Genomic DNA, 14,363 nt, shown 5'->3' with positions numbered 1-14,363 from the left:
GGGGGCGGGCGTCGCCGAGCTGGCGCTGGCGGTGGCCGAGGGGGGCACCGACCCCTACGCCGCCGCCGACGCGTTGCTGGAGGGCAGGGCCCGGGCGTGACCCGGCACAAGTGGCAGGCGACCCGGCACAAGTGGCAGGCGACCCGGCACAAGTGGCAGGCTCCCGCCCCGGGTGTCCCGGCCCGGTACCGGCCTCGGGGCTACAGGGTGGCGCCGTAGGACTCGTTGAAGAACGCCGCCCGGATGTAGGCCGGCTTGAGGTAGGCGAACCCCTGGTCGCCCCACGAGGTGCCCCAGCTGTTCCGGGCGATGAACCGCCCGTCCCCCCGGTAGCCGACGATGGCGATGGCGTGACCGCCGCGGACGGTGGCGGGCCGGAAGGTGTCGACCTTGCCGCCGGTGGCGGCGGCGTTGTCCCACGAGGCGTCGACCTGGAGGGCGGCCAGGATGGGACCGTTCTGGGCCAGCCAGGTCTTCCAGTGGGTCAGGTCCAGCTCGAGGTTGAAGTAGGTGGCGAGGGTGCGCTGGGCGCACCCGGCGTAGAAGGCGTTCTCGCTGCCCAGGAACATCTTGGTGTCGATGTGGAAGGGCAGGTCGGTCTCCAGCGCCGCGCCGTGCTTCTTGAGCACCTTCATCGCGGACTTCAGCATCGTCCCGGCCTCCTCCAGGAAGCTCTCGGGCCGCGTGGTGATCCGGTCGGTCTCCTTGGAGGCCATCCACACGTGCCGGGCGGAGAGCCGCTGGTCGGGGCTGATCTTCCCGGCCTTCGTCAGGTGCCAGCGGGCCACCCCGTCCGCGCTCGCCCAGCCCACGCAGGAGCCGGTGTCCTCCTGGTCGGCCACGGTCCACCAGTCCTCGCGCAGGTCCACCGACCGCGGCAGCCGGCCGACCGCTCCGAGCACGCCGGAGTCGACGGAGTCGCGGAACTTCCAGTCCTTCTCGGTCTCCTTCGAGGGGACCACGTTGCAGATGTACGTCGACGGGCTGTCTGCCGGAGGCATGGGGTGCTCCTCTCGCGGCCCGGCCCGATGCCGGGCCCCATGCACAGGAGCATCCCGCCGTCACGGCGCCCGGCACAAGAGACCCCGCTGGCGGGTCGCCCCTCCACCCTGCTGGAATGGGACCCGTGAACCTCTCCACACTGCTGGCCGGTCTCCCCGAGAACCCCCGCATCGTCGTCACCGGCAACCACGTCACCCCGTGGCACACCCTCGGGCTGATCGACGAGGCCCTCCCGGCGTACCGGCTGTGGGCCCTCAACGGGCAGCCCGGCCTGCCCGACCGCGAGGGGGTCACCCTCGAGACCGCGTTCGTGGGGCCGGGTCAGCGGCGCAGCCCGCGGCTGTCCTACACCCCGTGCCGGCTCTCCTTGGTGCCCTCCCTCTTCTCCCGCCAGCAACCACCCGACCTGGTGGTGCTGCACACGACGCGGCCGCGGGACGGCCGAGTCTCGATGGGCACCGAGGTCAACGTGCTCCCCGCCGCTCTCGAGGCGGCCCGCCGACGCGGCGGCAAGGTGGTCGCCCAGGTCAACGCGCGGATGCCCTGGACGTCCGGCGACGCCCTGGTCGACCTTGCCCACGTGGACCTGATGGTCGAGGCCGACGGCGACCTGCCCACGGCGCCGGTCGGTGCCATCGACGACGAGTCCGCGCTGATCGGGGCCATGGTCGCCGACCGTGTCCCCGACGGCGCGACCCTGCAGGCCGGCATCGGCGCGGTGCCCGACGCCGCGCTGCGCGGGCTGGTCAGCCGGCACGGGCTGCGGGTGTGGACCGAGATGTTCAGCGACAGCGTGCTGGCGCTCGAGCGGGCGGGGGCGATGGACCGGCACGTGCCGATCACCGCCTCGTTCATCTTCGGCTCCCCGGAGCTGATGGAGTGGGTGGACGGCAACGACCGCATCGAGATGCTGCGCACCGAGGTCACCAACGACCCCGCCCGGATCGCCCGGAACCCGAGCATGGTCAGCGTCAACACCGCCCTGCAGATCGACCTGTTCGGCCAGGCCAACGCCTCGCGGATCAACGCCCGGATCCACTCCGGGTTCGGCGGTCAGACCGACTTCATCGTCGGGGCGCTCCACAGCACCGGTGGCCAGGCGATGATGGCGTTGCGCTCCTGGCACCCCAAGGCGGACTGCTCCACGATCGTCCCGCTGGTCGACGAGCCGGTCACCTCGTTCCAGCCGACCGCCGTGGTGACCGAGCAGGGAGTGGCCGAGGTGTTCGGCTACGACCAGCGCGCCCAGGCCCGGCACCTGATCCGCGACGCCGCCCACCCACGGGTGCGTGACGAGCTGTGGGAGGAGGCCGCGGAGCTCGGGCTGGCCTGACCCGGGAGGCCGCCCGGGTGGCCCTTAGGATGGCGCCCATGACCCAGCAGCCGTTCAGCCGTCCCGGAGCCTTCGACCTGTCGGGCCTCAAGGACCAGACGGCCGCCCCGGCCGCGGCGTCCTCGTCGGCGTACGCCGTGCCGGTCACCGAGGCCAACGTCCAGCAGGTGCTGGAGTCCTCGATGACGGCGCCGGTGCTGCTGGTGTTCTTCTCCCGCACGCGGATGCCGGAGAGCGGGCAGCTGGCCGACGACCTGACCACGCTGGCCACCGAGTTCGACGGCCGGTTCCTGGCCGGGCTGGTCGACATCGACACCGCGCCCGGGATCGCGCAGGCCATGCAGATCCCGTCGGTCCCGCTGGTCGTGGTCGTGCTCGAGGGCCGGCCGATGCCGCTGCTGCAGAGCGTGGTTCCGCTCGCCGAGCTGCGCGCGGCCCTCACCCAGGTGCTCCAGCAGCTGACCGCGCAGGGGGTGACCGGGCGGCACCAGCCACGGCCCCAGGCCGCGCCCGCGACCGATGGTGGCCCGGTGGTGGACCCGCGCTACGCGCCGGCCCAGGACGCCCTCGCCGCGGGGGACCTCGACCGGGCCGTGGCGGAGTACCAGAAGCTGGTGGACTCCAACCCCGCCGACGCCGAGGCCGCCGCGGGGCTGGCGATGGCCAAGGTGCTCCAGCGCACCTCCGGCGTGGACCCGGTCCAGGCCAGAACGGCCGCGGCGGAGCACCCCGCCGACGTGGACGCGCAGACCCTGGTGGCCGACCTGGACCTGCTCGGCGGCCACGTCGAGGACGCCTTCAACCGCCTCATCGAGCTGGTCCGGCGGACTGCCGGCGAGGACCGTGACCGGGCCCGGCAGCACCTGCTGGGACTCTTCGCTGCGGTCGGCAACGACGACCCGCGCGTGCTGCGCGGCCGGCAGAACCTCGCCTCGGCCCTCTTCTAGGCAGCCCCCCTCGACAGCCCGGGCCTCAGGTCGAGGCGGCGTAGCCTCCGCCCAGCGTGGCCCGGGCGGCCTCGAGCCGGGCGACCGGCACCCGGAACGGCGAGCAGGACACGTAGTCCAGCCCGGCGTCATGGAAGAAGTGGATCGAGTCCGGGTCGCCGCCGTGCTCTCCGCAGACCCCCAGGTGCAGGTCCGGCCGGGTCGCCCGGCCGTCGATGACGGCCTTGCGGACCAGCGCACCGACACCCTCGGTGTCCAGGGACTCGAACGGCGAGACCTGGAAGATGTTGTTGTCGAGGTAGTTGGTGAAGAACGACGCCTCCACGTCGTCGCGGGAGAAGCCCCAGGTCATCTGCGTCAGGTCGTTGGTGCCGAAGGAGAAGAACTCCGCCGACTCCGCGATCTGGCCGGCGGTCATCGCCGCCCGGGGCAGCTCGATCATGGTCCCGATGCGGAAGGGGATGCTCACCCCCTCACGCTCCTGCACCTCCTGGGCGACCCCGAGGACCTCGTTCCGCACCAGGTCCAGCTCGCGCTTGGAGGCCACCAGCGGGATCATGATCTCGGGCCACGCGTCGCCGCCGGCCTTGATCCTGATCGCGGCGGCCTCGAGGATCGCACGGGCCTGCATGAGGAACAGCCCCGGGATCACGATGCCCAGCCGTACGCCGCGCAGGCCCAGCATCGGGTTCTGCTCGTGCAGCCGCTTGACCGCCTCGAGCAGCCGCAGCTGCCGCTTGTCGTGCTTGCCGCGCACGTCCTCGATGGCCACCTTCACCGACAGCTCGGTGTAGTCGGGAAGGAACTCGTGCAGCGGCGGGTCGATCAGCCGGATGGTGACCGGCAGGCCGTCCATGGCCTCGAGGATCTCCACGAAGTCCTGCCGCTGGAGCGGGAGCAGCGCGGCGAGCGCGGCCTCCTGGGCGGCCTCGTCCTCGGCCACGATCAGGTGCTCCACCAGCTCGCGCCGCTCCCCGAGGAACATGTGCTCGGTGCGGCACAGCCCGATGCCCTGGGCGCCGAAGCGGCGGGCCCGAGCGGCGTCCTCGGGGGTGTCGGCGTTCGCCCGCACGTGCAGCCGCCGGATGGTGTCGGCGTAGGCCATCACCCGGGCGACCGCGTCGACGAGGTCCTCGTGGACCTCCTCCCCCTCGAAGTGGCGCACGACCAGGGAGCTGGAGACCGGCACGGCGCCGGCGAACACCTCGCCGGTGGTGCCGTCGATGGAGATCAGGTCGCCCTCGTGGACGATGCCACCGTCGCGGACCCGGAACTGGCGGGCCTTGACGTCGACGTCGAGGGCCTCCGCGCCGCACACGCAGGTGCGGCCCATGCCACGGGCCACCACGGCCGCGTGGGAGGTCTTGCCGCCGCGGCTGGTGAGGATCCCGCGCGCCACCACCATGCCCTTGAGGTCGTCGGGGTTGGTCTCCTTGCGGACGAGGATGACGTCCTCGCCGCGGTCGGCCCACTCCACCGCGGTGTCGGAGTCGAAGACGACCTTGCCGACCGCCGCGCCCGGGGAGGCGTTCATACCGGTGGCCAGCAGGGAGCGCTCGGCGCGCTCGTCGAAGCGCGGGAACATCAGCTGGGCCAGCTGCCCCCCGCTCACCCGGAGCACGGCCTCGTCCTTGCTGATCAGTCCGTCGTCGACCATGTGCACGGCGATGCGGAAGGCGGCCTCGGCGGTCCGCTTGCCGACCCGGGTCTGCAGCATCCACAGCTTGCCGCGCTCGATGGTGAACTCGATGTCGCACATGTCGCGGTAGTGCCGCTCGAGCTTGTCCATGATGCCGAGCAGCTCGTCGTAGGACGCCTTGTCGAGGTCGGCGAGGTCGTGCAGGGAGACGGTGTTGCGGATGCCGGCGACGACGTCCTCGCCCTGGGCGTTCTGCAGGTAGTCGCCGTAGACGCCCCGCTCGCCGCTGGCCGGGTCGCGGGTGAAGCCCACGCCGGACCCCGAGGTCATGCCCTGGTTCCCGAAGACCATGACCTGCACGTTCACCGCCGTGCCGAGGTCCTGCGGGATGCGCTCCTGGCGGCGGTACAGCACGGCCCGGTCACCGTTCCAGGACTCGAACACCGCGCGCACGGCGAGGTCGAGCTGCTCGCGGGCGTCCTGGGGGAACTCGCGGCCGGTCTGCTCGGCGATGACCTGCTTGTAGGTGGCGACCAGGGCGGTGAGGTCGTCCACGTCGAGGTCGGTGTCCGCGGTGGTGCCCTTGGCCGCCTTGCGGGCGTCCAGCTTCGAGTGGAACTCCTCGGCGTCCACGCCCATCACGGTGGCGCCGAACATCTGCAGCAGGCGGCGGTAGGAGTCCATCGCGAACCGCTCGTCGCTGCTCTGGGCGGCCAGGCCACGCACCGTGTCGTCGTTGAGGCCGATGTTCAAGACGGTGTCCATCATCCCCGGCATGGAGAACTTCGCCCCCGAGCGGACCGAGAGCAGGAGCGGGTCTCCCGCGTCACCGAGGCGACGACCCATGGTGCGCTCCACCTCGGCGAGGTGCTCGGTGACCTCGGCGGCCAGCGACTCCGGCTCGTGCCCCTCGGCGAGGTAGGCCTTGCAGGCCTCGGTGGTGATGGTGAACCCGGGCGGCACCGGCAGCCCGAGATTGGTCATCTCGGCCAGGTTGGCGCCCTTGCCACCGAGCAGGTCCTTGAGGTCCTTGTTGCCGTCCGCGAACTTGTACACGTAGGAAGTCACCCCTAGATCTAAGCACTCCCGACCGGTGCAGGGGGAGTGGGGTGAGCGGGTGGCCGACGACCTCCGGGGGTGACCGGCGGGTGCGGCTCAGCGGCCGGACTCCGTGTACGCCGGCCCTCCCGCCAGGTTGCCGAGGGCGGCCTCGACCCGACGCGCGGTGAAGTCCCGCGACCGCTCCCGCACCTGCTCGAGCGTGCAGAACTCCGCAGTGCGGATCTCACGGTCCTGGCGCACGATCCGCTCGGTGAGCGTGGCGGGGTGCTCGCCACCGTCGAAGACCAGGCAGATCGCGTCGTCCCACCCGCCCCAGGCCGGCAGCCAGTCGGTGAGCAGGAGCCCCCCCGCGGGCAGCGCCAGCCCCAGCTCCTCCTCCACCTCCCGGGAGACCGCCAGGCGCGGGGACTCACCCACCTCCACCACCCCGCCGGGCAGGTCCCAGTCCCGCTTGTACGTCAGCTGGCACAGCAGCACCCGCCGGTCGGGGTCGCGCACCAGCAGCTGCCCGATCGCGCGCTTGCGAGGGAGGAAGGAGTTCAGCAGCGCCCGGAAGCTCTGCGGGTCGGTGAGCGGGGGGTCGGTGGCCAGCCTGGCGAGCACGACGTACTCGGTGGCGGCGGCCCGGTCGCCGGTGCCCGGCACCACCCGGCGCACCCCCTCGCGGCGCAGCCCGGCGCGGGTGGCGACCCGCAGCGACGCCTCGTTCCCGGGCTCGATGCTCGCCTCGACGCGGCCCAGCCCCAGCCCGCCCTGCCCCAGCTCGGTCATCGCGTAGTCGGCGAGCACGCGCACCGCGCGGGTGGCGAAGCCGCGGCCGCGCCCGTCGGGGTAGAGAGCCCAGGAGAGCTCACCGACGCCGGGCGAGGTCTCCCGGACGTCACAGCTGCCGATGAGCTGCTCCTCGTGCACGACGGCGAAGCCCACCGCGCGCCGCCCGTCCGCGTAGCCGTGCCGCCAGCGGGCGATCGCCTCCCTCATCGCCGCCCGGCTCGGGGGAACCTCCCCGAGACCGAGCCAGTGCCCGATCACCTCGTCGTGGCCCGCGACGGCCGAGTCGATGTCGGCGTCGCGCCAGGGCCGCAGGGTCACCACGCCGTCGGTCAGGGTCGGCTGCGCCTCCCGGTCGTCTCGCGTGGGCACCCCGTCAGGCCTTGCGGAGCCAGATCGTGGCCAGCGGCGGGACCACGATGGTCGCCCGGGCCGGCTGGCCGGACCAGTCGCCCGGGACGGCCTCGACCGCACCCAGGTTGCCCACACCGGAGCCCGTGTACGCCGAGGCGTCGGTGTTGACGATCTCCTCCCACCGGCCGGCCGAGGGCAGCCCGAGGACGTAGCCCTCGTGGGGGAGCGCGGCGAAGTTCGCCAGGCACACGACGTCGGGAGCACCGCGCCCCCGCCGGACGAAGGAGAAGACGTTGCGCCCGGCGTCGTTGGCGTCGATCCAGGTGAACGCGGAAGGGTCGTCGTCGTGGGCCCACAGCGCGGGGGAGCCGGCGTACATCCGGTTGAGGTCGCGCACCAGCGAGTGCATCCCGCGGTGCTCGGGGTGGTCGAGCAGCCACCAGTCGAGCTCACGGGCCTCGGCCCACTCGGCCTCCTGGCCCAGCTCGGTCCCCATGAACACCAGCTGCTTGCCCGGGTGGGCCCACATGAAGGCCAGGTAGGCGCGCAGGTTGGCCAGCTGCTGCCAGCGGTCGCCGGGCATCTTGCGCAGCAGCGACCCCTTGCCGTGGACCACCTCGTCGTGGCTGAGCGGCAGCACGAAGTTCTCGGTCCACGCGTAGACCATCGAGAAGGTCATCTCGTTGTGGTGGTACATCCGGTGCACCGGGTCGTGCTGCATGTAGCCGAGCGAGTCGTGCATCCAGCCCATGTTCCACTTGAAGCCGAACCCGAGACCCTGGGCGGAGGTCGGCCGGGTCACCCCGCCCCACGAGGTGGACTCCTCCGCGATCGTCATCGCGCCGGGCACGCGCTTGTAGACGGTTCCGTTCATCTCCTGCAGGAACTGCACGGCCTCGAGGTTCTCCCGTCCGCCGTGCACGTTGGGCGACCACTCGCCGGGCTCGCGCGAGTAGTCGAGGTAGAGCATGGAGGCGACGGCGTCGACGCGCAGCCCGTCCACGTGGTACTCCTCGAGCCAGTACAGCGCGTTGGCGACGAGGAAGTTGCGCACCTCGCGCCGACCGAAGTTGAACACGAACGTCCCCCAGTCGGGGTGCTCGCCGCGGGAGGGGTTCGGGTCCTCGTAGAGCGGCGTGCCGTCGAAGCGGGCCAGCGCGAAGGAGTCCTTGGGGAAGTGCGCGGGGACCCAGTCGACGATCACGCCGATGCCGGCCTGGTGCAGCCGGTCGACGAGGTACCGGAAGCCGTCGGGGTCACCGAAGCGCGCGGTCGGCGCGAAGTACGACGTCACCTGGTAGCCCCACGAACCGCCGAAGGGGTGCTCCATGACCGGCAGGAGCTCGACATGGGTGAAGCCCAGGTCGGACACGTAGGGCACCAGCTCGTCGGCGAGCTGGCCGTAGTTGAGCGTCGCCCCCCACGGCTTGCGCCAGGAACCGAGGTGCACCTCGTAGACCGACATCGGCTCGGCCACGGGGTGCCGCGAGCGGCGCCCGGTCATCCACTCGTCGTCGCCCCAGTGGTAGTGCGACTCGTAGACGACCGAGGAGGTGTGCGGAGGCACCTCGGTGTGGAAGGCCATCGGGTCGGCCTTCTCCCGCCACTCCCCGTCGGCGCCCAGCAGCAGGTACTTGTACTGGGTCCCGGAGCCGACGTCGGGGATGAAGATCTCCCACACCCCCGAGGTGCCGAGCTGGCGCATCGGGTGCTCGCGGCCGTCCCAGTTGTTGAAGTCCGCCTTCAGCCGGACGCCGCGGGCGTGGGGCGCCCACACCGCGAACGACGTGCCGGTGACGCCCTCGTAGTGGCGCACGTGCGCGCCGAGCGCCGTCCACAGCTGCTCGTGGCGGCCCTCGTTGATGAGGTACTGGTCGGTCTCCCCGAGGGTCGGCAGGAACCGGTAGGGGTCGTCCAGCACCATCGGCTCGGCGTTGTAGGCGACCACCACGCGGTAGTCGGGCACCTCCGCCACCGGTAGCACTCCCACCCACACGCCGGCGTGCTCGTGGGCGAGCGCCACCTCGGTGTCGTGGTAGCGGACTGCGACCGTGGAGGCCAGCGGCTTGAAGACGCGCACGGTCACCGCGCCCTCGTGCACGTGCGGCCCGAGCACCGCGTGGGGGTGACCGTGCTCCCCCCGGGTCAGCTGCTCGATCTCGCGGAGGTCGACCGGACGTGGCTTGCTCATGCTGACCCCCAACGGGCGATGGCCTGCAGCGGGACGGACACCCATGCCGGCCGGTTTCGGGTTTCGTAGACGGCCTCGTAGACCGCCTTGTCTGCAAGGTACGCCGTCAGCTGCACCTGTTCGGACTCGGACAGGTCGCGGCCGGCGTAGGTCGAGAGGAACGCCTGCACGTTGCGGTCGGTCCACTCGCGGGAGCGGAAGTCCCGCTGGGCGATCTCGTCGGCGTCCTCGCCGCCCAGCATCAGCTCCACGACCCGCGGGGCGTAGTCGAAGGAGCGCAGCATCCCGGCGACGTCGCGCCAGACCGAGTCCGGTCGGGACCGCTCCGCGAGCGGCTTGGCGGGCTCACCCTCGAAGTCCACGATCTTCCACCCCTTGACCGTGCGCAGGGTCTGGCCCAGGTGCAGGTCCCCGTGGACGCGCTGCACCTCCCCCGCGCCCAGGGCGGCCAGCCGCTCGTAGAAGCCGCGCACGGCCTGCTCGTGCTCGGCCAGGGCCGGGACCGCGCCCAGGGCCGCCTCGAGCCGCGCGGTCATCCCGGCCGCCACCTCCGCCAGGTCGACCACCCCGCCCCCCAGGTGGGTGCGCAGGTCCCGGTGCACCTCGGCCACGGCCTCGCCGAGCCGGGCGGACTCGGCGGCGAAGTCACCCCCGACCTCGTCGGCGTGCAGGTCGGCCTCGGCGAACAGGTTCCGGACGCTGGCCAGGGCCAGCTCCCAGCCGTCGCTGGCCGTCCGCAGGAACTGCTGCAGCATGGCCAGCTGCAGCGGGGGGCCGTCCGGGTCACCGGGTGAGGGCGCCTCGAGCCAGCCGTAGAGCGCGGCGACGTGCTCGGAGCCGGCCCGGGTCAGCACGTCCAGGACCGCGATGTCGGGGTTGGTGCCGGGCGTGACCCGGCGGTAGACCTTCATCAGCGCGTCGTCGCCGAAGGCCACCGAGGAGTTGGACTGCTCGCCGGACATCAGGGTCGAGTGGGACGAGAGGTCCAGCTCGTGCTCGGCGACGCGGTGGAACACCAGAGGCCCCGCCGCGTCCGCGGCCTCGAAGGACCGCAGCCAGAAGGCCATCGCCTCGCGGTCGTGGACGGCGTCGTAGACCGCGCACTCGCCGAAGTCGGGGTCGACCCAGGTGCCGACCATCGCGTGGGCCAGCCGGGACTGGGCCTCGGGGTAGAAGGCCAGCGGGAGCTGGTAGAGGTCGGTGCCGCCCTCAGCGTCGTCGTACTCCACGACGGCCAGGTCGATCGCGACCCGGGGTCCGTCCGGCCCGGTGCGCGGCAGCTCCCCCACCCGGACCGTGCCGGAGACGTGGAAGGGCCGGCCCTTGCCCCCGAACCAGCGGGCGGCGGTGAGGAACGACGACAGGTCGATCACGGAAGGGACTCCTCGGCAGTGGTGGTGAGCCGGAACCAGTAGAAGCCGTAGCCTCCGACGGTGAGCAGGTAGGGGAGCTCGCCGATGCGCGGGAACGGGACGCCGCCGAGCAGCTCCACCGGCACCCGGCCCTCCCAGCGGCGCAGGTCGAGCTCGACCGGCTGGGGGAAGCGGGAGAGGTTGTTCACGCACAGGATCACGTCGTCGTGCTCCCGCACGTAGGACAGCACGCTCGGGTTGGACCCGCCCAGGTCGGAGAAGGTCCCCAGGCCGAAGGCGCTGTGCTGCCGGCGGGCGTGGATCATCCGCCGGGTCCAGTGGAGCAGCGAGGAGCTGTTCGCCAGCTGCGCCTCGACGTTCACGCTCTGGTAGCCGAACACCGGGTCCTGCACCGGCGGCAGGTGCAGCCGCCCTGGGTTGGCCTGGGAGAACCCCGCGTTGCGGTCCGGGGTCCACTGCATGGGGGTGCGCACGCCGTCCCGGTCGCCGAGCCAGATGTTGTCGCCCATGCCGATCTCGTCCCCGTAGTACAACACCGGTGAGCCGGGCAGGGAGAGCAGCAGTGCGGTGAACAGCTCGATCTGGTTGGTGTCGTTCTCCAGCAGCGGCGCGAGCCGGCGCCGGATGCCGATGTTCGCCTTCATCCGGGGGTCGGTCGCGTACTCGGCCCACATGTAGTCGCGGTCCTCGTCGGTGACCATCTCCAAGGTCAGCTCGTCGTGGTTGCGCAGGAAGATGCCCCACTGGCAGCCGGTCGGGATGGGCGGGGTCTGCTCGAGGATCTCCGAGATGGGGTAGCGCGACTCGCGGCGCACCGCCATGAAGATGCGCGGCATCACCGGGAAGTGGAAGCACATGTGGCACTCGTCGCCGCCGGCGTCGAAGTCGCCGAAGTAGTCCACCACGTCGGCGGGCCACTGGTTGGCCTCCGCCAGCAGCACCCGACCGGGGTAGTTCTCGTCCACGAACCGGCGGACCTTCCTGAGGAACTCGTGGGTCTCGGGGAGGTTCTCGCCGTTCGTGCCGGGCCGCTCGTAGAGGTAGGGGACGGCGTCGAGGCGGAACCCGTCCAGGCCCATGTCGAGCCAGAACGCCAGCGCCTCGAACATCGCCTCGTGGACCTTCGGGTTGTCGAAGTTGAGGTCCGGCTGGTGGCTGAAGAACCGGTGCCAGAAGTACTGCTGCCGGACCGGGTCCCAGGTCCAGTTCGACGGTTCGGTGTCGACGAAGATGATCCGCGCGTCCTGGTAGAGCTCGGTCGTGTCGGACCAGACGTAGAAGTCGCCGTAGGGCCCGGTCGGGTCGGTGCGGGAGGCCTGGAACCACGGGTGGGCGTCGCTGGTGTGGTTCATGACGACGTCAATGATCACCTTCAGGCCGTGCTCGTGGGCCGCCTCCACGAACCGGCGGAAGTCCTCGATCGTGCCCGCCTCCGGGAGGATCCCCGTGTAGTCGGAGACGTCGTACCCCCCGTCGCGCAGGGGGGAGGTGAAGAAGGGCGGGACCCACAGGCAGTCCACGCCCAGCCAGGCGAGGTAGTCGAGCCGGTCGGTCAGCCCGCGGAAGTCACCGGCCCCGTCGCCGTTGGAGTCCTGGAAGGAGCGCACCAGCACCTCGTAGAACACCGCGGTCTTGAACCACTCCCGGGGGGCTCCGCCCCCGACCGGCCCATCAGGGTCGCGCGGTGGTTCGGCGGCCGTCATCCGTGCCGCCGGACGGCCAGGACGTGGGCGGACTCGACACCGGGGTCGAGGCGCACGAAGTTGTGCTCGCGCCAGGTCCAGGTCTGGTCGGTCAGCTCGTCGCGGACGTCGAAGGTGTCCGACCAGTGCATGCCCAGCGCGGCCATGTCCAGGTGCACGGTGGTCTCTCGGGCGGCGTGGGGATCCACGTTGACGACCACGATGACCAGGTCCTCCCCGGCCTGCTTGGAGAACACCAGCACGTTCTCGTCGTCGCTGCCGTGGATGGTGACGTTGCGCAGCAGGCGCAGTGCCGGGTGGGCTCGGCGGATCTCGTTGAGCCGGGTCAGGAACGGCGCCATGCTGCGCCCGGACGCCTCGGCGCCGGCCCAGTCCCGGATCCGGATCTGGTACTTCTCGGAGTCCAGGTACTCCTCGCTGCCGGGCCGCACCGCCACGTGCTCGAACAGCTCGAAGCCGGCGTAGACGCCCCAGCTCGGCGAGCCGGTGGCCGCGATCACGGCCCGGATCCGGAAGGCGGCGGGACCGCCGTACTGCAGGTAGGCGTGCAGGATGTCGGGGGTGTTGACGAACAGGTTGGGCCGCATCAGGTGGTCGGACTCGGTGGCCAGCTCGCGCAGGTAGGCCTCCAGCTCCCACTTGGCGTTGCGCCAGGTGAAGTAGGTGTAGGACTGGTGGAACCCGATCGCCCCCAGGCCGTGCATCCGGGCGGGGCGGGTGAACGCCTCGGACAGGAAGAGCACGTCGGGGTCGGTGGCGCGCACCTCGCCCAGCAGCCACTCCCAGAAGTCCAGAGGCTTGGTGTGCGGGTTGTCCACGCGGAAGATGCGCACGCCGTGGGACATCCACAGCCGCACGATGCGCAGGACCTCCCGCCGGATCCCCTCCGGGTCGTTGTCGAAGTTGACCGGGTAGATGTCCTGGTACTTCTTCGGGGGGTTCTCGGCGTAGGCGATCGTGCCGTCGGCCCGCGTGGTGAACCACTCGGGGTGGCTGCTCACCCAGGGGTGGTCCGGGGCCGCCTGGAGCGCGAGGTCGAGGGCGACCTCGAGCCCCAGCTCACGGGCCCGGGCCACGAAGGCGTCGAAGTCGGCGAAGGTCCCCAGGTCGGGGTGGAGGGCGTCGTGCCCGCCGAACCTGCTGCCGATGGCCCACGGCGACCCGGGATCGTCCGGCCCCGGCGTCAGGGTGTTGTTGGGCCCCTTGCGGTTGACCTCGCCGATCGGGTGGACCGGTGGCAGGTAGATGACGTCGAAGCCCATCGCGGCGACCGCGTCCAGACGCTCCGCCGCGGTGCGGAAGGTGCCGCTGGTGACCCGGCCGGTCTCCGGGTCGGCGGTGGCGCCCTCGGAGCGGGGGAAGAACTCGTACCAGGCGCCCACCAGCGCCCGCTCACGGTCGGCGAACGCCGGGAAGGGACCGGTCACCGTCACCAGGTCCCGCAGCGGCCATGCCGCGAGGACGTCCTGCAGCGCCGGTCCCTGCATCAGGCTCAGCCGCTCCTCGATGGAGCGCTGCTGGTCCCGAGCCGCCTCGATCCCCGCCCGGACCGGTCCGGCGAGGGTCTCCTCGCTCGCCGGCAGCGCGGCCAGCGCCCGGTCGAGCAGCAGGCCGCCCTCGGCGAACATCAGCTCGACGTCCACGCCGGCGCGGATCTTGAGGTCGCCGTCGTGCAGCCAGGTGGCCCAGGGGTCGGACCAGGAGTGGATCGTGAAGGTCCACGGACCGAGCTCGTCGGGGACCACCCAGGCCCGGAACCGGTCGGGGAGCGCCGGGCCCTCCGGCTGCATCCGGACCGGGGGCCGGTCCCGGCCGTCAGGCCCGGTCAGCACCACCTCGGCCGCCAGCTGGTCGTGCCCCTCCCGGAACACGGTCGCGGCCACGGGGAAGGCCTCGCCGACGGTGGCCTTCGCCGGGAGCCGACCGAGGTCGATCACAGGCGAGACGTTCATGACGGGGATCCGGCCGACCATGGCCCAACCCTTGCC

At 71.7% G+C, this 14,363-nt stretch carries 9 protein-coding genes; 2 read left to right on the top strand and 7 right to left on the bottom strand.

Translation table 11 applies throughout. From position 1 onward, the window contains the following. Positions 1–200: 200 nt before the first annotated feature. The gene (locus PLP61_RS04180) at positions 201–1,001 is read right to left on the bottom strand and encodes a C1 family peptidase (protein WP_324500663.1); all 801 of its coding nucleotides are present in this window, start codon (positions 999–1,001) and stop codon (positions 201–203) included. Positions 1,002–1,117: 116 nt separating this feature from the next. Here PLP61_RS04180 and PLP61_RS04175 point away from each other — a divergent pair, with 116 nt between their 5' ends. Both PLP61_RS04175 and PLP61_RS04170 read left to right on the top strand, forming a co-directional pair. Next, positions 1,118–2,335 (top strand): acetyl-CoA hydrolase/transferase family protein, encoded by a 1,218-nt coding sequence (locus PLP61_RS04175; RefSeq protein WP_502888940.1) that lies wholly within the window; start codon positions 1,118–1,120, stop codon positions 2,333–2,335. A 38-nt stretch (positions 2,336–2,373) separates the two neighbouring features. Next, positions 2,374–3,282: a co-chaperone YbbN gene (locus PLP61_RS04170; protein ID WP_324500660.1), complete on the top strand. Its 909-nt coding sequence runs from the start codon at positions 2,374–2,376 to the stop codon at positions 3,280–3,282. Positions 3,283–3,307: 25 nt separating this feature from the next. Here the strand turns inward: PLP61_RS04170 and ppdK are convergent, their stop codons facing one another. From ppdK to PLP61_RS04140, 6 genes are all read right to left on the bottom strand, one after another. Then, the gene (gene ppdK, locus PLP61_RS04165; protein WP_324500658.1) at positions 3,308–5,989 is read right to left on the bottom strand and encodes a pyruvate, phosphate dikinase; all 2,682 of its coding nucleotides are present in this window, start codon (positions 5,987–5,989) and stop codon (positions 3,308–3,310) included. An 87-nt stretch (positions 5,990–6,076) separates the two neighbouring features. Continuing rightward, the gene (locus tag PLP61_RS04160) at positions 6,077–7,126 is read right to left on the bottom strand and encodes an NUDIX hydrolase (RefSeq protein WP_324500656.1); all 1,050 of its coding nucleotides are present in this window, start codon (positions 7,124–7,126) and stop codon (positions 6,077–6,079) included. A gap of 4 nt (positions 7,127–7,130) precedes the next feature. Then, positions 7,131–9,299, bottom strand: coding sequence for a 1,4-alpha-glucan branching protein GlgB (gene glgB / locus PLP61_RS04155; protein WP_324500654.1), 2,169 nt, complete (start codon positions 9,297–9,299; stop codon positions 7,131–7,133). Then, positions 9,296–10,672, bottom strand: a complete 1,377-nt coding sequence (locus PLP61_RS04150) for a maltokinase N-terminal cap-like domain-containing protein (RefSeq protein ID WP_324500652.1) — start codon at positions 10,670–10,672, stop codon at positions 9,296–9,298. Before PLP61_RS04150 ends, glgB begins: the two co-directional genes overlap by 4 nt. Continuing rightward, a complete protein-coding gene (gene treS / locus PLP61_RS04145) occupies positions 10,669–12,375 on the bottom strand; it encodes a maltose alpha-D-glucosyltransferase (protein WP_324500650.1) in 1,707 nt (568 codons plus the stop codon). Before treS ends, PLP61_RS04150 begins: the two co-directional genes overlap by 4 nt. Continuing rightward, the gene (locus PLP61_RS04140; RefSeq protein ID WP_502888939.1) at positions 12,372–14,327 is read right to left on the bottom strand and encodes an alpha-1,4-glucan--maltose-1-phosphate maltosyltransferase; all 1,956 of its coding nucleotides are present in this window, start codon (positions 14,325–14,327) and stop codon (positions 12,372–12,374) included. Before PLP61_RS04140 ends, treS begins: the two co-directional genes overlap by 4 nt. Positions 14,328–14,363 lie beyond the last annotated feature (36 nt).

Source organism: Nocardioides sp. (assembly GCF_035429765.1).
GTDB lineage: Bacteria > Actinomycetota > Actinomycetes > Propionibacteriales > Nocardioidaceae > Nocardioides.
Note: the sequence above shows the minus strand (reverse complement) of the source record. Positions and strands in the feature narration are given on the sequence as shown.

Coding starts and splice junctions, on each gene's coding strand:
- PLP61_RS04180 (WP_324500663.1), bottom strand. CDS start 1,001: ATGCCTCCGGCAGACAGCCCGTCGACGTACATCTGCAACGTGGTCCCC.
- PLP61_RS04175 (WP_502888940.1), top strand. CDS start 1,118: ATGGGACCCGTGAACCTCTCCACACTGCTGGCCGGTCTCCCCGAGAAC.
- PLP61_RS04170 (WP_324500660.1), top strand. CDS start 2,374: ATGACCCAGCAGCCGTTCAGCCGTCCCGGAGCCTTCGACCTGTCGGGC.
- glgB (WP_324500654.1), bottom strand. CDS start 9,299: ATGAGCAAGCCACGTCCGGTCGACCTCCGCGAGATCGAGCAGCTGACC.
- treS (WP_324500650.1), bottom strand. CDS start 12,375: ATGACGGCCGCCGAACCACCGCGCGACCCTGATGGGCCGGTCGGGGGC.
- PLP61_RS04140 (WP_502888939.1), bottom strand. CDS start 14,327: ATGAACGTCTCGCCTGTGATCGACCTCGGTCGGCTCCCGGCGAAGGCC.